This window comes from Xenorhabdus miraniensis (assembly GCF_002632615.1).
Genome location: NZ_NITZ01000013.1, coordinates 44,474 through 66,114 on the forward strand (window position 1 = coordinate 44,474; position 21,641 = coordinate 66,114).

The window sequence follows — 21,641 nt, forward strand, 5'->3', positions numbered from 1 at the left end:
CGGCTATCTATCTACGCTCGATTCAAAAAACGCTCTATTCAAAAACGCCAAAACGCTTTCGAACACAAAATCAGTATTGGGTAAATTTCCAGCCTTCCCAACAACATGGCGGCACACATCATCCATTTCGCTGCCGCATCAAGGTTACCAAAACCTTGTGCTGTGGCACCATATCCTATGCCCATGTTATTGATACACGCCGCAACAGTGGCAAATGAAGTTACCAAATCATAACCGAGCAGATTCAATGCCCAGATGAAAAAGCAACTGAAAAAGACATAAAGGAAGAAGAATCCCCAAACAGAACGCAGCACCCGTTCCTGAACTACTGATTTACCAATTTTGATGGTTGAAATGGCATTTGGATGAATGAGTTGGTTAATTTCGCTAACACTCTGTTTTGCCAAGATCATAAAGCGAAGTGCTTTGATACCGCCGCAGGTTGAGCCTACGCAGCCGCCAAAAAAACTGACCGCCAGTAACATCAGTATGGTATGAGGGGGCCACTGGGCATAATCAGCGGTTGCCAAACCGTTATCTGTCATCATGGAGCTTGTCATGAAAAAGCCATGAATGAACGCATCTTTCACACCATACATACCTGAACGATATAGCTCCAACCAAATAATGCACACCACGCCTGCCAGTACCAACAAAAAGAATTGCAGTTCAGCGTTTTTTAACAGTGGCCTCAGGCTCCTGCGTGTCAGGGCAACGAAATAAAGCGTAAAATTGACTGCCGACAAGACTGAGAAAATCCCCCCCACCATTTCAATGGCTGCGCTGTCATAATAACCAAGGCTTTCGTTGCGGGTTGAAAATCCCCCCAAAGAAACGGTTGAGATACCATGACAAATAGCATCAAACCATGACATACCCGCAGCCCAGAAACTTACCGAACATAATCCCCCCAGCAACAGGTAAACAACCCATAAGCTTTTGGCACTGTCTGCAAGACGCGGGGTCAATCGTTCTTCTTTGAAAGGACCCGGCATTTCTGATTGATAGAGTTTTGCGCCACCAATTCCTAATAATGGCAAGATAGCAACAGCAAGGACAATAACTCCCAGTCCACCGATAAAATTGAGCTGGGCGCGATAATAGAGTACCGAATTAGGCAGTGCAGACACATCATTCAGCACCGTTGCCCCTGTCGTCGTAATACCTGATATACCTTCAAACATCGCGTCCACAAGGTTAATATTCAGGCTCTTGTCAAGCATAAAAGGCAAGGCGCTGAGTAACGAAAACAGCAACCAAAATAGCACAATGATAAGAAACCCATCTTGCGTGCTGGGTTGTGCTTTGGTTTTACGAGTGAAATACCAGCCGGCTCCCCCGACAATCAATCCAATGGCAAATGTTTCAAAAAAAGCAAAAACACTTTTTTCCTTATAAAACAGAGCCACGAAAATAGGCAGTAGCATTGAGAGACTGTACAGGAGCACCAGGAAACTACAAAGATGCCCAACAATTAAAAGTTGGTTTTTTTTGACCATCTGTTAGCTCAAACAGAGATTAAAGGGAAAATCATCAAAATATATAACCATGATAATACAAAATAAAAATATATTCGTCTAATTAACAATATTATTGCTTTAAGGCATTCTCAAACTGGTGGGAATCATCTTAGGGCGTTATACTGGCGGGCACTTTTTGTTAACGAATGATGACGTCCCATTGCAACATAACACCGTTATTTTACGCCAGTTAGGTATTCAGCCTTACGAGCCGGTTTCTGACGCCATGCACCAGTTCACTGAGCAGCGTACTGCGGAAACACCTGACGAAATTTGGCTTGTCCAACATGAGAAAGTATTTACACAAGGCCAAGCTGGTAAAACTGAGCATGTACTTGCGCCAGGAGATATCCCTGTTATCCAATCGGATAGAGGTGGTCAAGTCACTTATCATGGCCCAGGTCAACAGGTTATGTATGTCTTAATTGATTTGAAACGCTCAAAAATTGGAGTTCGCCAATTGGTAACTTCAATAGAAAATACAGTGATCAAAACTCTGGCGCATTTTGGTGTAGAAGCGTACGCCCGCCCGGACGCCCCCGGAGTTTATGTTTCAGGCAACAAAATATGTTCCCTTGGGCTGCGTATCCGTAAAGGATGCTCTTTCCACGGTCTGGCACTGAATATTGCAATGGACTTACAGCCATTTTTCCGCATTAACCCATGCGGCTATGCTGGCATGCAAATGATCCAACTCAGTGACTTTGTCACAGGAGTGACCATTGAAGATGTACAACCCGTTCTGGTGGAAAAATTCTGTCAGATCTTGGGATTTCAACTCGTCGATGAAAGATGATATAATTTTTTAACATTTTTCAAAAAAATTTGAATGGATTTATTGCCTCGATCGCCTTGTCATACACATCAGGCAGTAAGTCAAAATCTGAAGAATATAACTGGAACCGGCACGATTATGAGTAAACCAATTCAGATGGAACGTGGTGTCAAATACCGCGACGCAGACAAGATGGCTTTGATCCCTGTGAAGACAGTTGCCACAGAACGTGAAGCACTCTTGCGCAAACCTGAGTGGATGAAAATCAAACTTCCTGCGGATTCCAGCCGCATTCAGGGTATCAAAGCTGCAATGCGCAAAAATGGATTGCATTCCGTCTGTGAAGAAGCCTCCTGCCCTAACCTTGCTGAGTGTTTTAACCACGGAACCGCCACCTTTATGATCCTTGGTGCCATCTGTACCCGTCGTTGCCCATTTTGTGACGTAGCACATGGTCGCCCGAATACACCTGATGCAGATGAACCCATCAAACTCGCGCAAACCATTCAAGATATGGGATTACGTTATGTTGTTATCACTTCTGTTGATCGTGATGACCTGCGTGATGGCGGTGCACAACATTTTGCTGACTGTATCGCGGCTATTCGCGAAAAAAATCCTTCGATTAAAATCGAAACTTTGGTACCCGATTTCCGTGGCCGCATGGATCGTGCACTGGAAATCCTGACCGCAACGCCACCCGATGTATTCAACCATAATCTGGAAAACGTACCACGGGTTTATCGTCAGGTTCGTCCGGGCGCTAACTATGAGTGGTCATTGAAGCTACTGGAAAGATTCAAGGAAGCTCACCCTGATATCCCGACTAAATCAGGTCTGATGGTGGGATTGGGCGAAACCAATGAAGAAATTTTAGAAGTTATGCGTGATTTGCGTCGTCATGGTGTCACCATGCTGACTTTGGGACAATATTTACAGCCAAGCCGCCATCACCTACCCGTCCAGCGTTATGTAAGTCCGGCTGAATTTGAAGAAATGAAAGAAGCCGCATTAGAAATGGGCTTTACCCATGCAGCTTGTGGCCCATTTGTTCGTTCTTCTTACCATGCCGATTTGCAGGCCAAAGGTATGGAAGTCAAATAATCTATTGCCATCACCAATGATAAATATTGTATTTGCTGTATTTATCGGTGGTGGCTTGGGTAGCGTGTTACGCTGGCTCATCAGCCTCCGCCTAAACACTCCTTCTTCCCCAATTGCCGTTGGTACGCTGACGGCTAATTGCATCGGTGCATTTATCATTGGATTAGGGTTGGCTTATTTCAATAAAGCGACGCACCTTGATCCTGTTTGGAAATTAATGCTAACTACGGGCTTCTGTGGCGGCCTGACGACCTTCTCTACCTTCTCCGCTGAAGTGGTTTATCTGTTACAGGCAGGAAAGATAAGCTGGGCACTGCTTGCTGTGCTGGCAAATGTGATAGGCTCGTTACTGATGACAGGGCTTGCTTTTGCAGTTATGAACAAACTTTAATGCCCTGTTAAAATTCAACACCGACAAAAGATAAAAAACCCGTTGCTAAGAACGGGTTTTAAGAATACGGGGGTTGAAATTAGATTGCGACAACGTTCGCAGCAGATGGACCTTTTTCACCCTCAGTAATATCAAACTCTACTTGTTGACCTTCGGTCAGAGTTTTGAATCCGTTAGACTGAATGGCGGAAAAGTGTACAAAAACATCTTTGCTACCATCTTCTGGAGTGATAAAACCGAATCCTTTGGATTCATTAAACCACTTAACGTTACCTTTAATTTTTGACATCAAACTTACCTTTAATAAAAAAAGACACAAACATAGCGTCACGTACAGTACAACAAATAATATAGTCTATTGTCTGTAACATAGATCACGAAATATATACAAAATGCAAAAAAACGTACTTTTCGTTTAGTTACATTGACTGATTTTATACGCCAATAGTGATTTCACAAATAAATTAGCGTCTTATTTCAGCTTTGTTTACTTTTCGCCTTTCTACCTTTTTCGTGTTCTAGCAGCCATCCTTTGATATCCAACCCGCCGGTATAACCAACTAGCTTACCATCATGACCAATTACTCTATGGCAAGGTACAATCAATGAAATTGGATTGCGTGAATTTGCCATGCCAACCGCACGACAATAATTTACTGAACCCAACGTTAGTGCCAATTGTTTATAACTCCACATCTCACCATAAGGAATGTTGCATAACTGCTGCCAGACTCGTTTCTGGAATTCAGTTCCCCGCATACTTAAGGGGACCGTAAACGTCAGCCGCTTTCCTTTGAAATATTCCTGTAACTCTTTTGCACACTGCTTAGTAATCACATTCTTAGATTCTAATGCTTTCTTTTCATTAACGAAATAAATGCTCGTTACTCCTTCATCATCCGCAGTGATATGTACATAAGGCTTGGGAAATCCTTCTGGAGTATTCAGGTAATGATGGTACATAAACTACCTCCATTTAATTTATTATCGAAAATTTCAGTACTAGCCTAAATCCCTCGTTCATCAATTTGCAATGATGAATTCGGTTACACATCTGACAATTTGATAAAGAAACCATCGCGCCCTCTGACAATTAAAATTATGGCTCTGCCAATAAGTTATGACACCTTATTTTTAATGCCGATCATTTAAAAAAGCTAAAAATACCACATATAGATAAAATATTCTTAATTAACGCTATATATAGCAGTGATTTCAAAAATGAATTATCTCAATACAATACACAAGTGTTAGTTTTTATTATTGTTAACTATATATACCACCAAGAAATTTTACTAGAAGCGTTATCATTTATGGCAAACACTGTGGTATAAAACCAATAGATTGTGGTAAATAAACTCACCCAACCAAACAACAAATGAATGGCGAAAGGCATACACTACACTGTTCGCCATGAATCAATGATGCGAAAAACCTTGCTATAGCTAGCTATTAAAAGCTTTCACAACAAAATATGCTGTGATGAAAATTATTCATTTCTGAAGTGAACTCCTGTCTCCTGCCATGCCCCCGTTTTCTGCGGCACTGCAACCTGATGTTTGTCAAGGATATAATAGAACATTATCAGAGAAACTGCTGAGTAGCTTCATTATCCTCTAATCTCTTCAATGTTGAATTCAGCCATTCATTTAACCTTATGTTTAGTATGTAAAGTTAACTCATTGCCTATGCAATAACTTTCATAACCCAAAAATAAAACAATCATTGAATATTAATTTCAACTTTAGAACCTCCCAGGTAATAAAACATAACCAGTGACAAGCATTATAAATATCCATCATATTGTTATAGCAGTATTTATCTGACAGAAAATATTATTTTCAACTTTATGCTATAGTTATATTGGATAAGCCTTATAAATAACATTATTATCAGAAACCAGGACTCAATATCACTTTCAAGCTTGGATAGCCACCTTTCTATAAACCTTTCTATAAAAACAATAATTCAAAAAATCAATAAGATAAACATGAACAAATATTTAATTAAGATAACCTACACAGTTAATTTTTAAATTTAATAAAAAACCCAAAACCAACCAATTAAATATAATCCACACCATCAAGTTATATTAAAAATCATCGCATCACAGATAATAAAAACCATTTAAATAACAAAAAGATATCAAAAACGCATACAAAGTAAATTTTTCACCTCACAAAAAACTTAATCAAGTTGATATATAGCCTTCCTTATGAATCCAGTAATCTCTCATAAGAAAAGTCAATTATTTATTAATAAATCCAGATAAGGTGTTGTCCATTTATTTCGATATGTTAGGGTATGTATTGGAAAAAATAGCATTGGAGCAATCAAATACAATATATCATCAACAACAGGAAAATATTTTACATGACCATTAAACTTGAAATTAAGAACCTTTATAAAATATTCGGCGATCCTCCTGAACCCGCTTTTAAGTTATTATCTTCTGGCCTCAGTAAAGAGCAAATATTTGAAAAAACAGGATTAACCGTCGGTGTACAGGATGCCAATCTGGCTATTGAAGAAGGCGAAATATTTGTGATCATGGGATTATCTGGTTCAGGTAAGTCCACACTAGTACGTCTTCTCAATCGCCTGATAAAGCCAACCAAAGGTCAGGTACTCATCGATGGCGAAGATATTTCAACTATTACAGAAACCCAGTTACGCAATGTTCGCCGTAGTAAAATCAGTATGGTTTTCCAATCATTTGCACTCATGCCACATTTGAATGTTCTGGAAAATACTGCATTTGGAATGGAACTTGCTGGTATTCCCAAAGCAAAGCGCGATCAAAAAGCACTTGAAACATTGAAACAAGTGAATCTGGAAAATTATGCTCTGTCATATCCCGACGAACTTTCTGGCGGTATGCAACAACGTATTGGATTAGCCAGAGCATTAGCCAACAACCCCGATATTTTGTTAATGGATGAGGCGTTCTCAGCCCTCGATCCTCTGATCCGTACCGAAATGCAAGATGAATTATTGCGTCTACAGGGAGAACAGCAGCGCACTATTGTTTTCATTTCCCACGACTTAGATGAAGCGATGCGTATTGGCAATCGTATTGCTATCATGCAAGGTGGTATCATTGTGCAAGTAGGCACACCTGATGAAATCCTGAATAATCCTGCAAATGATTATGTCAGGGCTTTCTTCCGTGGCGTAGACATCAGCCATGTGTTCTCAGCAAAAGATATTGCCCGCCGCCGACCAGAATCTCTACTCTATCTCACCGCAGGTTTCGGCCCCCGCTCTGCTCTGAAAGTGTTGGATGACGAAGATAGAAGTTATGGCTATCTGATCGAAAAGGGCCAGAAGTTTATTGGAGTGGTATCTGTCAATTCTCTACAACAGGCATTGGCAGAGGAAAAAACCATCGAGCAGGCCATATTGGAAAAACCAACTGCTGTCTCCGCAGAAACTCCACTGAATGAATTGATATCCACCGTGGTGCAATCTCCCTGTGCAGTTCCTGTTATTGGAGATAATGGCCGTTATTTAGGCGTTATTTCCAAAGGAATTTTGTTACAAGCCTTAGATAAAGAGGCACCCAATGAAAAATAATCCTCCACAAATAAACACTGATCCGATAATCGTCAGTGATCCCTGGATGGATACTGCCACTGTCTCTCCATCAGGGAACTATGATTGGCTAAATACAACCAGCGATATCCCGCCGGAGCACTTTAATATCATGTCACCTTTTCAACACAAACTCATTCCGTTTGATTCATGGGTGACCAATATTGTCGATTGGATGGTTGTGCACTTCCGGCCTGTGTTTCAGGCAATCCGCGTTCCCGTAGATTTTATCCTCAATGGTTTTGAACAATTCCTGATCACAACACCAGCCCCCATTACCATTGTGTTTTTTGTATTTCTGGTATGGCAGCTCGCGGGAGCAAAAATGGGTGGTATTTCCTTCATTTCACTGATTTTCATTGGTGCAATTGGGGCATGGTCAGAAGCCATGATAACCATGGCATTGGTACTTACCGCCCTGCTGTTCTGTATTCTGTTCGGGCTACCTCTCGGGATCTGGTTAGCTCGCAATGATCGGATTGCCGACATGATCCGCCCCTTGCTGGATGCTATGCAGACAACACCCGCTTTTGTTTATCTGATCCCAATCGTGATGTTATTTGGTATCGGTAATGTGCCTGGCGTCATGGTGACTATCATTTTTGCTTTACCTCCTATGATTCGGCTGACAATTCTGGGAATCAAACAGGTTCCCGATGATTTGATTGAAGCTGCCAAATCATTTGGCGCAAGCCCACGGCAAATGTTGTTCAAAGTTCAGCTTCCACAAGCCATGCCTACAATTATGGCAGGAGTAAACCAAACATTGATGCTAGCACTTTCCATGGTTGTCATTTCTTCTATGATCGCAGTGGGTGGCTTGGGGCAGATGGTTTTGCGCGGTATTGGCCGTCTTGATATAGGGCTGGCATCTGTTGGGGGAGTGGGAATTGTCATTCTTGCCATTATCCTTGACCGCCTGACTCAATCTCTGGGAAAAAATACCCGATCCAGAAAAGGCCATTGGTATCACTCAGGGCCAATAGGATTACTGAACCTACTGTTATCCTCAGCCAAACAAAAATTCTCTTACCCAAAAAATCTACAAAAAACGATATCTGACCCGACACATAACGGAGGAGATAATCATGCGCAGCATGATAGCTTTATGCAAAAAGACCATAAATAAGGGGGTAATCTTAGGAGTAATCCTGTCAGCATTCATGAACCTTTCCTCGTTTGCTGCTGATCTTCCGGGCAAAGGCATCACTGTACAGCCACTCCAAAGTACGATCAGTGAAGAAACATTCCAGACATTAATTGTCTGCAAGGCATTGGAAAAACTCGGTTATGACGTCAAACCAATCAAAGAGGTTGATTATAACGTCGCTTATGCTTCCATTGCCTCCGGTGATGCCACATTTATGTCCGTCAATTGGGAGCCACTCCATAACGCTCAATATAAAGCGGCTGGAGGCGATAATATATTTTATCGCAAGGGAAAATATGTCGAAAACGCGGTGCAAGGGTATCTCATCGATAAAAAAACAGCAGAACAATACCAAATCACCAATATAGCCCAGCTCAGAGATCCTAAACTTGCCAGACTGTTTGACAGCAATGGAGATGGCAAAGCAGATTTAACAGGTTGCAATCCTGGTTGGGGGTGTGAAAAAGCGATTAACCGTCAGTTAAAAGCTTATGGATTGAAAAATACCGTGGAACATAACCAAGGAAACTATGCAGCCATGATGGCAGATACTATTGCCCGTTACCGGGAAGGCAAACCGATCCTTTACTATACCTGGACACCTTATTGGGTCAGTGATGTACTGAAACCCGGAAAAGATGTTATCTGGCTGCAAGTTCCTTTCTCTGCCCTCGGCGATGGCGAAGCCATTGATACTCAATTACCTAACGGCCGTAACTATGGCTTTCCTCCTAGTACCATGCACATCATGGCAAACAAAGCATGGGCAGAAAAGAATCCCGCTGCTGCAATGCTTTTTGCTGTCATGAAATTACCGGTTGCTGATATCAACGCGCAGAATCAGCGTATGCACAGCGTTAAAATTTCTGAAGCTGATATTGAACGTCAGGCCGAAGGCTGGATTAGAGCACACCAGAAAACCGTGGATGGCTGGTTAAACGCAGCCAGAAATACAGCTCATCAAAGCAACTGACTCTCTGTACTTCCTCTATACCGATGGAGCCGTGAAAATATTAACAAAACTTCACGGCTTTCCTCGTTTTATCTCAAATTCCCCCTAAGTCCTTTGTTCTAAATAACATTAATTAAATAATTTATACATTTCATATTTTCACTTTCATCATATTTTGTTAATGTTACTTTATCTATTAACAAAAAAATAAAACACTCCATGCAAACACCCGATAAATCCACGCCTGACATACCAATATCTGATACATCCCCCCTTGAAGAACCCCACCCAAACGGAATTTCTTCATTCAAAGAAGGGATTTTTGATAGTCTCCCTATTGTCATTGGCTATGCTCCCATCTCGTTTGCATTTGGTCTAAGCGCAGTCAAACTGGGGTTTACACCTTTAGAAGCCATATTTTTTTCCTGCGTCATTTATGCAGGAGCCAGCCAATTTGTGATAACCGCCCTGCTAAGCGCAGGTATGTCATTGTGGGTTTCCGCATTAACTGTAATGGCGATGGATATTCGCCATATTCTGTATGGCCCAGCTTTACGCTATCGCATTAAACAACCCTTAGCAGAAAAGAAAACCGTCATTTGGGCTTTTGGCCTGACAGATGAGGTTTTTGCCGCAGCAACAACTAAGCTAATAAAAAACCAGCGCAGTTGGAGTGAAAATTGGATGATCGCCATCGCTCTATGTTCTTGGCTCTCTTGGGTGCTGGGTACTGTGGCAGGAACTGTGTTAGGGAATGGTTATCTGGACTCATATCCAGCGATTGAAGCAGCAATGACGTTTATGCTTCCCGCACTGTTTCTCAGTTTCTTATTAGCCTCCGTCAAAAAACAGAATAGCTACTGCGTTACCGCTTCCTTATTGGGGACTTTAGTCGGTGTGATATTTTTCTCAATTCCCATCGCCATTCTTGCAGGGATCATGGGAGGCTGTTTAGCAGCCCTTCTGCAAGCCAAAAACGCACAGTTGAATAAAAGCACATCATATGATTGATAATAAAATACTTCTTATCGGACTTATTGTAGGCATTGCCAACTTCCTATTCCGCTATCTTCCCCTGCGTTTAGGTGCTAACCGCTCACCTACCGCAAAAGCGGGAAAAATGGGTGTCATACTGGATAGCATTGGCATTGCATCAATTTGTTCGCTTCTCATCGTCTCAGGCATTCCTGATGTGATGAAAGAGCACAATAAATTGATACCAACCCTAATAGGGTGCCTGATCATCTGCTTATGTTTCTACAAAACCAAAAGCATCATCATTTCCACACTATCTGGTGCTGCTGTTTTTGGAGTAATATTCAAGGTATTTATGAATTAGGTATCAATATTTAAAGAAATATGATGATAATAAATAACTATAATTGCTAAATTTAACTTTTAATATAGTATTTGTAGGGTTTTTAACAGACGTTACTTTACCGGTTGAAACTAATAAGGTATCTAAACAATGGAAAGTTCATTCACTCCCACAGAAGAGTTACTTAATTGCCGTGTTGCACAGCAAAAAAGTTTGCCCTATCAAGAGATATTACTCACTCGCTTATCAATGCATGTCCAGAGCAAAATTCTGGAAAATCGTAACAACATGCTGAAAGCACAAGGAATCAATGAAACCTTGTTTATGGCTCTGATGATTCTGGATACCAAAGAAAGTCGTAGTATTCAGCCATCAGAACTCAGTGCGGCATTGGGCTCTTCCCGTACAAATGCAACCCGAATTGCAGATGAATTAGAAAAGCAAGGCTGGATAGAAAGAAAGGAGAGCCATAATGATCGCCGTTGCCTCCATCTTCATCTAACCGAAAAAGGTTCAAGTTTCTTGAATGGTTTACTCCCACCCCAGCATGAGTGCCTGGTTAAACTTTGGTCTGTTCTCGAACTGGAGGAGCAAAAACAGTTAGAAAAATTGATGAGAAAGGTATTGAATCAATTAGATAATATTGGTGATTGTTTTAATAAGTAATCATCTCTATTTCTGATCAGTTTTGAATCAATAAACATGTTATAGCAACATGTCCTAAAAAAACTTTTCCGCTAGCCAGTATCATCAGATACCTCATATGGCTAACTATTATCTTCAGATAATATTTGAATCCATATCGCTCACGCCTCCAGTAATGTCTACACACTACTGGAGGCGTGTTTAGTGCAGTTATTACCACAGTAATATTAGTGAATAAAAAATACGGAGATTCTCTATGAGTGCTAGTGAGAACATGCAGCTCTCGCCGTTAAATCCAAAAACGAGCCCAAAAAATAGTAATAAGAAACGGCAGCGCCGCAATATCATCACGTCACTGACGCTACTCTTCCTTATCCTTGGTGCCATTTATACCGTTTACTGGTTTCTCGTTTTACGTCATCACCAAGAAACTGATAATGCCTATGTAACAGGCAACCAAGTACAAATCATGTCGCAAATTACAGGGAGTGTTATTACCGTTAATTCTGACAATACTGATTATGTAAAAAGTGGGCATGTCTTGGTACAACTTGATTCCCGTGACGCTGAATTGGCCTTGAAAAAAGCTGAAAATGAATTGGCGAATACTGTTCGAATCACTCATCAACGCATGATCGACAGTAAAAAATATCAAGCAACCATTGAGTTGAAAAAAATTGCTCTCAAGAAAGCACAAAGTGACCTTAACCGGAGAGAAGTACTGGGCGCCAAGGAGATGATCGGCAAAGAAGAGTTGCAACATATGCGTGAAAATGTTTCAACTGCTCAAGCAGATCTGGATATTGCCATTGCGCAATACAAAAGCAATCAGGCAACTATTTTAGATACCCCATTGGAAAAACAACCTGCTGTTGAAAAAGCCGCGTCTGGTGTTCGTGATGCCTGGCTTGCTTTACAGAGAACCCAAATTGTCAGCCCTGTCGATGGCTATGTTGCACGTCGTAGCGTTCAAGTTGGCTCCCGCATTAATTCAGGAACACCATTAATGGCTATCATTCCTGCCAGCAATATGTGGGTTGAAGCCAATTTCAAAGAAACTCAGCTTGCAAATATGCGTATCGGGCAACCAGCCACAATCATCAGTGATTTCTATGGCAAACATGTTGTTTATACGGGCAAAGTTGCAGGTATTGATATGGGAACCGGTAGTGCCTTTTCTTTATTACCGGCACAAAACGCCAGCGGTAACTGGATTAAAGTGGTTCAACGCCTACCCGTCCGTATTGAGATTGATGCTGAACAATTAAAACAGCATCCCCTGCGCATTGGCTTATCAACAGCAGTCAACGTGGATACAGCAAACATCAATGGGACTACGCTGACAACCACCGAACGCTCTCTTCCTGCCTATCACACAAATGCGTTGACGATAGATATGGCTTCTGCCAACCAAATAGTTACTGACGTCATTAATAGTAACTCAGGAAACCCGATTTAAGGTGGGAGTCATGGGAAACAGAGAACCACTGACAGGCGCGAAACTTGCTCTTCTGACCATTTCGCTGGCAATGGCAACTTTCATGCTTGTTCTCGACTCCACCATTGCCAATGTTGCCATACCAACGATTGCGGGTAATTTAGGGGCTTCAATCTCGCAGGGAACATGGGTCATCACTTCTTTTGGTGTCGCAAACGCTATTTCTATACCAATCACGGGTTGGCTGGCAAAGCGTTTTGGTGAAGTGAAACTGTTCCTCTGGGCTACTGCGATTTTTACGCTTTCATCTTGGCTATGTGGTATTTCCAATAGCCTCGGTATGCTAATTTTATTCCGCATTATTCAAGGGCTCGCCGCAGGACCGGTACTTCCTCTTTGCCAAAGTTTGTTACTCAATAATTACCCACCAGCTAAACGAAACATGGCGTTAGCACTTTGGTCAGTAATGATAGTTGTTGCACCTATTTGCGGCCCTATCTTAGGGGGATATATCAGTGACAACTACCAATGGGGATGGATTTTCTTTATTAACATCCCTCTTGGTATCGCTATTATCTTTGCTGTTATGCAAATATTACGCGGCCGGGAAACAGAAACTGCGATTAATCCAATTGATATTGTGGGATTATTTTTGCTGGTGATTGGTATAGGTTGCCTGCAAACCATGCTCGACCAAGGTAAGGAGCTTGACTGGTTTAATTCTACCGAAATTATAATCCTCACTCTTATTGCAGTGATTACCCTGACGTTCTTAATCATATGGGAACTGACTGATGACCACCCGATTATCGATCTATCGCTGTTTAAGAGGCGTAATTTTTCTATTGGAACATTGAGCATCAGCCTTGGCTTCATGATGTACTTCGGTTCGATTGTTTTGCTGCCACAATTATTGCAAGAAGTTTTCGGTTATACCGCAACATGGGCCGGCTTTGCGGCTGCGCCTGTCGGGTTGTTGCCGCTGTTGCTTTCCCCAATTATTGGTAAATTTGGGCATAAAATAGATATGCGCTACATCGTGACTTTCAGTTTCGTCACTTATACTGTTTGTTTCTATTGGCGGGCATATACTTTTGAGCCAGGTATGGATTTTGCTACCGCGGCATGGCCTCAATTTTTTCAGGGGCTTGCTATGGCATGTTTCTTCATGCCACTGACAACCATTACCTTATCAGGGCTTGCACCAGAGCAAATGGCTTCGGCTTCCAGCCTGTCAAATTTTACCCGTATATTGGCCGGTTCAATCGGGACATCCCTCACAACCACAATGTGGACACAGCGTGAATCTATACACCATTCGAACCTTACTGAATACATCAATCCATATAACCCGAACTATCAGCAAATTCATCACCAATTAAGTCAGTTAGGCATGAATGATACGCAGATAGCAGCTTATCTGGCAAAACAGATCACCCAACAAGGATTAATTATTTCTGCCAATGAAATCTTTTGGCTGTCAGCAGGCGTGTTCCTTATTTTGACACTATTGGTTTGGTTGGCAAAACCACCATTTTCTGCGGGGACACAAGACCAAGGCGGAGCACATTAGAGCTATTGATTAACGTTGATAGTAACGGGAGCATTCGCTCCCGTTATGAAAAATAATGGGCAAAATAAAGACCCTGACTAAATAGTCAGGGCCTCATTAATGAAGAAGAGTAAACGACTCCCTTCTACTTTCAACTAAATTAAACCTTATTCTGACGCCACCATTCCGCCAGCATAATGCCTGTTGCAACAGAAACATTCAGGCTTTCTACCCGACCAGTACCACCGATAGAAAGACGAATGTCACCATCTTCCCAAGTACTGTCGCTTAACCCATCACTTTCCTGCCCCAATACCAAAACCATTTTTTCTGGCAATGTTGCTTGTGCCAGTGTTGTGCTTCCTTTATGGCTTGATGTGGTCACAATGGAGTAGCCTTCGTCACGGAATTTATTCAGCGTAGCTGTGAAACCATCAGCATCAATGCCTTTGATATGCTCAGCACCACCTTCTGCTGTACGAACAGCCGCACCCGATTCCAACATCGCTGTATCCTGCAAGATCACGCCCTGCACACCAAAATGTGCACAACTACGCATGATTGCACCAAGGTTATGTGGATTACCTACATTTTCCAATGCCAACACACAATCTTTTGCTGGTGCTTGCTGCAAATAGGTTTCTGCATCTATCCCATTGCGTTTCTTGATCAAAAAGCAAACGCCACCATGATGCTCCGTACCTGATGCTTTAGTCAGTTCCTCATCGTCAACCACATGGTACGCTTTGCGATTTGCCGCCATCCATTTAAGGGCATCGCGAAAACGTGGGGTGATTGATTGAACAAACCAAGCCCGAACAATTGCATCAGGGCGGTTCTGGAACATTGCCTGACAAGCATTTTCCCCATAGATACGGGTTTCTTCCAAACGCTGGCGACGGAGCTGTTCAGGGTCGATATAACTTTTACCACTGATACCGCTATGTTCTGGTTTAAGTGGTTCTCCCTCTGGACGAGAAACAGTTCTCCAAGGAGAGCGTTCGTCTGAACGCGCAGGGCGTTCATTATCACGACGGCGGTCACTTTGCTCACGCCCTTTACCAAACGGACGTTTATTGTTTTTACGGTTGTCTCCATTCTTACGACGATCGTTGTCTTTACGATTATCGTTATTGTCCTCATTGCGGACATACATCACTTTGACTTTACCGCTCTTACCACTATAGGAATCGTTCATTTATTTCTCCAACTGCGCTATGGCGCGAAGATTACCCGATGTGCGCGCCCGAAGCTACCTCTGGCAACGACAATCCATTAAAATATCCGCTAATTTTTACTGGTTTTATCCACGAACATGTTTGAGTTCTTAAATGAGAAATAACAACGCCGTTTATCAGCTTCGCCAACACCGCCTTGCCCGTTCTACCCGCCCGTTTCAGGCAAGGGGTTGCCGGGTACAACGTTGCTTGCATTGTTTATTGCCCCAAAAAAACTGCCTGTGTGAAATGGTCTCACCCGCAAACGCGGAGAGCCGCTTCTGTCTCATCATGTTTGATACTGAGCCTATGAAACCCAGCAATACTGGAAAGTTGATTGCGGATATACTGCCCGATACACACGCTTTTCTCTGGTCCAGAACCGAACCCGATAAACAAATGCTTGAGGTGTTGAACGACCCAATCCGGCAGCCCTATTTGATATTCCCAGATAGTTACGCCACGCCTCCTCGTACTGTGTATCAGCAGCTTCCTGATAACCAGAAACCACCGCTGTTCATTATATTGGATGGTACTTGGCCTGAGGCAAGGAAAATGTTTCGTAAAAGCCCATATTTGGATGATATTCCCCTGCTGTCTATTAACAATATTGCCAAAATGGATTATTTACTGCGAGTTCCGTCCAGACAAGAACAGCATTGTACTGCCGAAGTTGCAGCCGCTGCACTAGAATTGGCCGGGGATATTGAAGCCTCATACTCGTTACTCGGCCATTTCAATCATTTTCGTGAACAATATCTGGCTGGAAAATCTAATCGTCCGGGGAGTCAATCACAGTAATTCTTGACAATCCCCGCTAAAGTAACTGATGGTGGCTAAAGTTATTCATGGTAACTGTTTAATCTATAGTGATTGTTTATTGATGTAATAACTCATGAGGAATCCCAGAAATGAGCCAGCGCGGACTTGAAGCATTGTTACGCCCCAGATCTATTGCTGTTATTGGTGCTTCTGAAAAACAAGAAAAAGCCAGCTCAATGTTAATGCGGAATTTACTGATGGGCGGTTTTACGGGCCCCATTCTGCCCGTAACACCAAACAAGCATGCTGTTCTGGGTGTATTGGCCTATCCTTCTATCGATAAGCTCCCCTTGCTCCCCGATCTCGCTGTCATTTGCACCCATCACAGCCGCAATCTATCGTTGCTGGAACAATTGGCTCAACATGGATGCAAAACCGTTATTATTCTATCCTCGCCACCATCGCAGTTTAACGAACTAAAGCAATATAGCCAGAAATATCATATCCGCATTCTGGGACCGAATAGCCTCGGCATTCTGGCACCCTGGATAGGGCTAAATGCCAGTTTTTCCCCTATTCCTATCCTGAAAGGTAAATTGGCTTTCATCTCGCAATCCGCAGCAATATCAAACACAATTCTCGACTGGGCTCATCATCGCAATATCGGTTTTTCATATTTTATTGCTCTTGGAGATAGTGTTGATATTGATATTGATGATCTACTCGACTTCCTAGCTAGAGACAGCAAGACGAGTGCCATTTTGTTACATCTCGAACATATCAGTGATGCCCGGCGTTTTCTTTCTGCCTCTCGAAGCGCTTCACGCAATAAACCCATTCTGGTTGTAAAAAGCAGTCGAACACGAAAAGCTCAGCAATTACTGGGGGAACAACAGAATTTCGATGCTGCCTATGATGCTGCTATTCAGCGTGCCGGTTTACTGCGTGTACAAGATACACATGAAATGTTTTCTGCTGTGGAAACATTAAGTTTTATGCGACCACTGCGCGGAGAGCGCTTGTTAATCGTCAGTAATGGAGCCGCCCCCGCTGCGATGGCGTTAGATGAGTTACTCAGGAGAACCGGAAAACTCGCCGTGTTAAATGAAAAAACGATCAGTGAATTATCCGGCATACTTCCCGAAACGCTTCTTCTACGCAATCCTTTAGATATCGGTGATGATTCCTCTACTGAGCAATATATTGCTGTACTTAAGCTACTTTTAGATAGCCATGACTATGATGCCTTACTGTTAATTCACTCTCCTTGTGCGATATCTCACAGCCAATCTACGGCTGTCAGAGTCATCCAAACGATTAAGGAACATCCGCGCGGAAAATGGCCCACCATTTTCACTAATTGGTGCGGAGAATATTCTTCACTAGAAGCCCGGCGTCTGTTTAGTGAAGCAGGACTTCCAACGTATCGCACACCAGAAGGCGCAATTACAGCATTTATGCATATGGTGGAATATCAACGAAATCAAAAACAACTCAAAGAGACACCATCCCTGCCAATTGGCATCACATCGAATACAGCTCGTGCTCATGAGTGCATACAACAGGCTCTTGAAAACGGAAATATCCGATTAGATACTCATGAAGTACAGCCTATTCTTGAAGCCTATGGCTTAAATACCTTACCGACCTGGATAGCCCATAACAGTGATGATGCAGTCAATATTGCTGAAAAAATTGGCTATCCCGTTGCACTGAAGCTCCGATCTCCAGATATTCCGCACAAGTCAGAAGTTCAAGGGGTTATGCTTTATTTGCGTAATTCCTATGAAGTCAAAACAGCAGCACAGGCTATTATTGAGCGTGTCAAACAAAACTTCCCACAAGCCAGAATTCATGGTTTGTTAGTACAAAGCATGGCTAACCGAGCTGGCGCACAAGAATTGAGGATCTCTATTGAGCAAGACGAAATATTTGGCCCTTTAATCATGCTGGGAGAAGGGGGCATTGATTGGATTGATGAAACACAAGCTGCCGTCGCCCTTCCTCCCCTGAATATGGCGTTAGCCCGTTATTTGGTCATTCAAGCAATTAAGGGAGGCAAAATAAAATCAGGGGGATCACTACTGCCACTGGATATCCCTTTACTCAGTCAATTGTTGGTTAGGGTATCCAATCTCCTGATCGATTGTCCGCAAATTGCTCGCATGAACATTCACCCGCTACTTGTATCGGGTAATGAACTCACGCTATTGGATGTAACGATGGAGTTAACGCCGGTAACAGGGGATCCTCGCAAGAGACTTGCTATTCGCCCTTATCCCAATGAGCTGGAAGAAATTATCTCTATAAAAGACAATCTTGAATGCCTGCTGCGCCCAATTTTGCCGGAAGATGAACCTCTGCTGAAAACGTTTATCGACCAAGTGACAAAAGAAGATCTTTATTACCGTTATTTCAGTGAAATCAGTGAGTTCACCCATGACGATCTCGCCAACATGACCCAAATTGACTATGACCGGGAAATGGCATTTGTCGCAATACGTCACCCTACAACAACACCTGAAATTATCGGTGTTGCCCGTGCGATGGCCGATCCCGATAATATCGAAGCAGAATTTGCGATATTAGTGCGATCAGATCTCAAGGGAATTACGTTAGGCTATCAGCTCATGACTAAGCTGATTCATTACACAAGAGAACACGGTATTCAAGTTTTGAATGCGATTACTATGCCGGAAAACCGTAATATGATTCAACTTGCCAAGAAGCTTGGATTTGCTATTGATATCCAGTTGGAGGATGGCATTGTTAACCTTGTCCTAAAACTCTAAAGTGTGATTTAAGCGTGTATTCAATGAAGATGGAGAAAAACTTCACTTCGTGATGAATCGCACAGTCTTAAAGCAATCAGCTCAGGAACGTTAATTCATACTAACAATGAGCCAAACTAGTGGTATCATCGCCAGATCATTTTGATTCATACACCTTATGATGGAACATATTCCATCTAAACTAAGAGAAAAAACGCACTGTGATGTTGTCCAAATTTAAACAAGCAAAACACCAACAACACCTTGCGCAACTGCCTAAACTACCGCAGTCAGTTGCTGACATAGAAACACTTTATCAATCTAAAGTGTTCCTCAGCACCTTACTGGAACACATAGCGAACGCCCAAAAGCATATTTATATCGCGGCATTATATTTAGAAAACGATGATGCTGGGCGGGATATTCTGACTGCATTGTATGTTGCCAAACAAAAACGCCCTGAACTGGACATTAAAATCCTAGTTGACTGGCATCGTGCTCAACGTGGTCGCATTGGCGTAGAGGCAGCGGCAACAAGCGCAGATTGGTACTGTTCCATGGCTGAAAGCTATCCTGAGGTCAACATTCCCATTCTGGGTGTTCCTGTGAACACACGTGAGGCGTTGGGTGTGTTACACCTGAAAGGCTTTATTTTTGATGATACAGTCATTTATAGTGGAGCCAGCATTAATGATGTTTATCTACATCGCCATGAAAAATACCGTTATGACCGTTATCACTTGCTGCACAATGCAAAACTTGCAGCAATCATGAAGCAGTTTATCGATGACAGTATGCTCAGCGCTGAAGCCGTAAGAAACTTGGCTTGTCACAATCGTCCTCGTAGTCTTGAAATTAAAAATTTGATCCGCCAATTCCGTGCTTCATTACGAAATTCTGAATATCAATTCGAAAATCAAGCTTCAAATGAAGAATTGGCAGTGACACCTCTTGTTGGTTTAGGTAAAAAGAATCAACTGAATAAAACGATCTGCCACCTGATGGCCTGCACTGAAAAAAAGTTGGTGATTTGTACACCTTATTTCAATTTACCAGCAGTTTTGGTACGGGCAATATCGCGGCTACTTCGCCAAGGAAAACAAGTTGAAATCATCATTGGAGACAAAACAGCCAATGATTTTTATATTCCACCAGAAGAACCGTTTAAGATCATCGGGGCATTGCCTTACCTGTATGAAATAAACTTGCGGCGCTTTACAAGCCGGTTACAAAAATTTATCGATAGCCAGCAATTAACCATTCGGTTATGGAAAGATCAAGATAATACTTATCACTTAAAAGGTATCTGGGTTGATAATAAGTGGCAGTTGATTACAGGTAATAACCTCAATCCTCGAGCTTGGGGTTTGGATCTGGAAAATGCCATTCTTATCCACGATCCTCACCAAGAAATGCAAGAACAACGTTCTATGGAGCTGGATTGCATTCGTACCCACACAAAAATTATCAGCAATTATCAGGAACTGGAGAGTATCCAGCTCTATCCTGTTAAAGTTCGTAAGTTGATACGCCGTTTACGACGCATTCGAGTTGATCGATTAATCAGCAGAATACTGTAATATAGATAAATAATTATCAATTTTTGAATCCCCTCTCGCAATAACGAGAGGGGATTTTTGTATCTTATTTATCAATCAGCTAAGATTTTAAAAAAATAAATCATGGCTTAAATTAAGATGAAGAAAACTGTCATCACCCTCATAAAAAATATATTAATAATCTCCCCTCTCCTATTAAATTTATCTTGCTCTAATATGCGTCAAGCCAATGATAATTGGATTGGCAAAGATAAAGCGCAACATTTTCTATTTTCTGCGGTTGTATCCGTCGCCGGAAACGCATATGGAGATCGTCAAAATTGGGGACATCGTGAAGGTGCTCAATTTGGTATGTTACTCTCAATCAGTCTTGGTGCAGCAAAAGAACTCTATGACAGCCGCCCATCTGGAACGGGCTGGAGTTGGCACGATATGGCTTATAATGTCGCTGGCGCTATAGCGGGCTATAGCTTGTATCAATCTATGAAGTGATTTTTGGACTCTATGATTTTTTGAGTTCTGTGATTTTTAAATCACTATCGTCTTTAAGGCGATATTTTTTAATAATCCCCAAATGCAAAAAAGCCACCCGGTTAAGGATGGCTTCTCTGGCTAATTGAATGTCTGGCAGTGTCCTACTCTCGCATGGGGAGGCCCCACACTACCATCGGCGCTACGGCGTTTCACTGCTGAGTTCGGCATGGGGTCAGGTGGGACCACCGCGCTGTTGCCGCCAGACAAATCCTGTATTCAATCCCGAACAAGCTGCGCTCTTGCATTAACTTGAAACGTTATCTCTCTCACCCTTACCCAAAACACCTTCGGCGTTGTCAGGTTAAGCCGCACGGTTCATTAGTACTGGTTAGCTCAACGTCTCGCAACGCTTACACACC

Annotated in this window: 19 protein-coding genes and 1 rRNA gene; 15 read left to right on the top strand and 5 right to left on the bottom strand. The window is 42.4% G+C overall.

Translation table 11 applies throughout. The features are described from left to right. Positions 1 to 38: 38 nt before the first annotated feature. A complete protein-coding gene (locus tag Xmir_RS13140; protein ID WP_099114680.1) occupies positions 39 to 1,499 on the bottom strand; it encodes a TrkH family potassium uptake protein in 1,461 nt (486 codons plus the stop codon). A gap of 181 nt (positions 1,500 to 1,680) precedes the next feature. Between Xmir_RS13140 and lipB the strand changes: the two genes are divergently transcribed. The 3 genes from lipB to crcB all read left to right on the top strand — a co-directional run bounded on the left by lipB (position 1,681) and on the right by crcB (position 3,790). After that, positions 1,681 to 2,316, top strand: a complete 636-nt coding sequence (gene lipB, locus Xmir_RS13145; protein ID WP_099114753.1) for a lipoyl(octanoyl) transferase LipB — start codon at positions 1,681 to 1,683, stop codon at positions 2,314 to 2,316. Between the two features lie 117 nt (positions 2,317 to 2,433). After that, entirely contained in the window at positions 2,434 to 3,399 is a 966-nt protein-coding gene (gene lipA / locus Xmir_RS13150; protein WP_099114681.1) for a lipoyl synthase, read from the top strand. A gap of 16 nt (positions 3,400 to 3,415) precedes the next feature. Then, on the top strand, positions 3,416 to 3,790 hold the full coding sequence (gene crcB / locus Xmir_RS13155; RefSeq protein WP_099114682.1) for a fluoride efflux transporter CrcB: 375 nt from the start codon (positions 3,416 to 3,418) through the stop codon (positions 3,788 to 3,790). A gap of 79 nt (positions 3,791 to 3,869) precedes the next feature. Here crcB and cspE read toward each other — a convergent pair whose 3' ends face one another. Further along, positions 3,870 to 4,079 (bottom strand): transcription antiterminator/RNA stability regulator CspE, encoded by a 210-nt coding sequence (gene cspE, locus Xmir_RS13160; RefSeq protein WP_047962204.1) that lies wholly within the window; start codon positions 4,077 to 4,079, stop codon positions 3,870 to 3,872. Positions 4,080 to 4,267: 188 nt separating this feature from the next. After that, positions 4,268 to 4,753 (bottom strand): methylated-DNA--[protein]-cysteine S-methyltransferase, encoded by a 486-nt coding sequence (locus tag Xmir_RS13165; protein WP_099114684.1) that lies wholly within the window; start codon positions 4,751 to 4,753, stop codon positions 4,268 to 4,270. Positions 4,754 to 6,163: 1,410 nt separating this feature from the next. Here Xmir_RS13165 and proV point away from each other — a divergent pair. The 8 genes from proV to emrB all read left to right on the top strand — a co-directional run bounded on the left by proV (position 6,164) and on the right by emrB (position 14,460). Beyond that, positions 6,164 to 7,366 carry a glycine betaine/L-proline ABC transporter ATP-binding protein ProV gene (gene proV / locus Xmir_RS13170; protein WP_099114685.1) on the top strand — a complete coding sequence of 401 codons (1,203 nt, stop codon included), beginning with the start codon at positions 6,164 to 6,166 and terminating at the stop codon, positions 7,364 to 7,366. Further along, on the top strand, positions 7,356 to 8,513 hold the full coding sequence (proW, locus tag Xmir_RS13175) for a glycine betaine/L-proline ABC transporter permease ProW (RefSeq protein ID WP_099114686.1): 1,158 nt from the start codon (positions 7,356 to 7,358) through the stop codon (positions 8,511 to 8,513). Before proV ends, proW begins: the two co-directional genes overlap by 11 nt. After that, positions 8,506 to 9,507, top strand: a complete 1,002-nt coding sequence (gene proX, locus Xmir_RS13180) for a glycine betaine/L-proline ABC transporter substrate-binding protein ProX (RefSeq protein WP_422646018.1) — start codon at positions 8,506 to 8,508, stop codon at positions 9,505 to 9,507. The genes proW and proX overlap by 8 nt, the downstream gene beginning before the upstream one ends. Before the next feature lie 198 nt (positions 9,508 to 9,705). Then, positions 9,706 to 10,497 carry an AzlC family ABC transporter permease gene (locus tag Xmir_RS13185; RefSeq protein WP_099114687.1) on the top strand — a complete coding sequence of 264 codons (792 nt, stop codon included), beginning with the start codon at positions 9,706 to 9,708 and terminating at the stop codon, positions 10,495 to 10,497. Beyond that, the gene (ygaH, locus tag Xmir_RS13190) at positions 10,490 to 10,825 is read left to right on the top strand and encodes an L-valine transporter subunit YgaH (RefSeq protein WP_099114688.1); all 336 of its coding nucleotides are present in this window, start codon (positions 10,490 to 10,492) and stop codon (positions 10,823 to 10,825) included. Before Xmir_RS13185 ends, ygaH begins: the two co-directional genes overlap by 8 nt. Before the next feature lie 129 nt (positions 10,826 to 10,954). After that, a complete protein-coding gene (gene mprA / locus Xmir_RS13195) occupies positions 10,955 to 11,470 on the top strand; it encodes a transcriptional repressor MprA (RefSeq protein WP_099114689.1) in 516 nt (171 codons plus the stop codon). A gap of 253 nt (positions 11,471 to 11,723) precedes the next feature. Continuing rightward, the gene (gene emrA, locus Xmir_RS13200) at positions 11,724 to 12,908 is read left to right on the top strand and encodes a multidrug efflux MFS transporter periplasmic adaptor subunit EmrA (RefSeq protein ID WP_099114755.1); all 1,185 of its coding nucleotides are present in this window, start codon (positions 11,724 to 11,726) and stop codon (positions 12,906 to 12,908) included. Between the two features lie 10 nt (positions 12,909 to 12,918). Beyond that, on the top strand, positions 12,919 to 14,460 hold the full coding sequence (gene emrB / locus Xmir_RS13205) for a multidrug efflux MFS transporter permease subunit EmrB (RefSeq protein WP_099114690.1): 1,542 nt from the start codon (positions 12,919 to 12,921) through the stop codon (positions 14,458 to 14,460). A gap of 139 nt (positions 14,461 to 14,599) precedes the next feature. Here emrB and Xmir_RS13210 read toward each other — a convergent pair whose 3' ends face one another. After that, complete coding sequence (locus tag Xmir_RS13210; protein ID WP_099114691.1) at positions 14,600 to 15,637, bottom strand: tRNA/rRNA methyltransferase; 1,038 nt, start codon at positions 15,635 to 15,637, stop codon at positions 14,600 to 14,602. Positions 15,638 to 15,770: 133 nt separating this feature from the next. On the opposite strand from Xmir_RS13210, the gene Xmir_RS13215 reads away from it, so the two are divergent. From Xmir_RS13215 to Xmir_RS13230, 4 genes are all read left to right on the top strand, one after another. Continuing rightward, complete coding sequence (locus Xmir_RS13215; protein WP_099114692.1) at positions 15,771 to 16,457, top strand: tRNA-uridine aminocarboxypropyltransferase; 687 nt, start codon at positions 15,771 to 15,773, stop codon at positions 16,455 to 16,457. A gap of 110 nt (positions 16,458 to 16,567) precedes the next feature. Next, the gene (locus Xmir_RS13220) at positions 16,568 to 19,210 is read left to right on the top strand and encodes a bifunctional acetate--CoA ligase family protein/GNAT family N-acetyltransferase (RefSeq protein WP_167385987.1); all 2,643 of its coding nucleotides are present in this window, start codon (positions 16,568 to 16,570) and stop codon (positions 19,208 to 19,210) included. A 203-nt stretch (positions 19,211 to 19,413) separates the two neighbouring features. Beyond that, positions 19,414 to 20,769: a CDP-diacylglycerol--serine O-phosphatidyltransferase gene (gene pssA / locus Xmir_RS13225; RefSeq protein ID WP_167385988.1), complete on the top strand. Its 1,356-nt coding sequence runs from the start codon at positions 19,414 to 19,416 to the stop codon at positions 20,767 to 20,769. A 111-nt stretch (positions 20,770 to 20,880) separates the two neighbouring features. Then, positions 20,881 to 21,240: a YfiM family lipoprotein gene (locus Xmir_RS13230; RefSeq protein ID WP_422646019.1), complete on the top strand. Its 360-nt coding sequence runs from the start codon at positions 20,881 to 20,883 to the stop codon at positions 21,238 to 21,240. Between the two features lie 130 nt (positions 21,241 to 21,370). Here the strand turns inward: Xmir_RS13230 and rrf are convergent. After that, positions 21,371 to 21,486, bottom strand: a 5S ribosomal RNA gene (gene rrf / locus Xmir_RS13235). Positions 21,487 to 21,641: the final 155 nt, after the last annotated feature.

Bases quoted from the DNA above. Each gene is read 5' to 3' on its own strand.
- emrA (WP_099114755.1), top strand. From the start codon at position 11,724: ATGCAGCTCTCGCCGTTAAATCCAAAAACGAGCCCAAAAAATAGTAAT.
- Xmir_RS13215 (WP_099114692.1), top strand. From the start codon at position 15,771: ATGAGAAATAACAACGCCGTTTATCAGCTTCGCCAACACCGCCTTGCC.
- crcB (WP_099114682.1), top strand. From the start codon at position 3,416: ATGATAAATATTGTATTTGCTGTATTTATCGGTGGTGGCTTGGGTAGC.
- Xmir_RS13140 (WP_099114680.1), bottom strand. From the start codon at position 1,499: ATGGTCAAAAAAAACCAACTTTTAATTGTTGGGCATCTTTGTAGTTTC.
- lipA (WP_099114681.1), top strand. From the start codon at position 2,434: ATGAGTAAACCAATTCAGATGGAACGTGGTGTCAAATACCGCGACGCA.
- cspE (WP_047962204.1), bottom strand. From the start codon at position 4,079: ATGTCAAAAATTAAAGGTAACGTTAAGTGGTTTAATGAATCCAAAGGA.
- pssA (WP_167385988.1), top strand. From the start codon at position 19,414: ATGTTGTCCAAATTTAAACAAGCAAAACACCAACAACACCTTGCGCAA.
- Xmir_RS13185 (WP_099114687.1), top strand. From the start codon at position 9,706: ATGCAAACACCCGATAAATCCACGCCTGACATACCAATATCTGATACA.
- Xmir_RS13210 (WP_099114691.1), bottom strand. From the start codon at position 15,637: ATGAACGATTCCTATAGTGGTAAGAGCGGTAAAGTCAAAGTGATGTAT.
- Xmir_RS13165 (WP_099114684.1), bottom strand. From the start codon at position 4,753: ATGTACCATCATTACCTGAATACTCCAGAAGGATTTCCCAAGCCTTAT.
- proV (WP_099114685.1), top strand. From the start codon at position 6,164: ATGACCATTAAACTTGAAATTAAGAACCTTTATAAAATATTCGGCGAT.
- emrB (WP_099114690.1), top strand. From the start codon at position 12,919: ATGGGAAACAGAGAACCACTGACAGGCGCGAAACTTGCTCTTCTGACC.
- mprA (WP_099114689.1), top strand. From the start codon at position 10,955: ATGGAAAGTTCATTCACTCCCACAGAAGAGTTACTTAATTGCCGTGTT.
- Xmir_RS13220 (WP_167385987.1), top strand. From the start codon at position 16,568: ATGAGCCAGCGCGGACTTGAAGCATTGTTACGCCCCAGATCTATTGCT.
- ygaH (WP_099114688.1), top strand. From the start codon at position 10,490: ATGATTGATAATAAAATACTTCTTATCGGACTTATTGTAGGCATTGCC.
- proW (WP_099114686.1), top strand. From the start codon at position 7,356: ATGAAAAATAATCCTCCACAAATAAACACTGATCCGATAATCGTCAGT.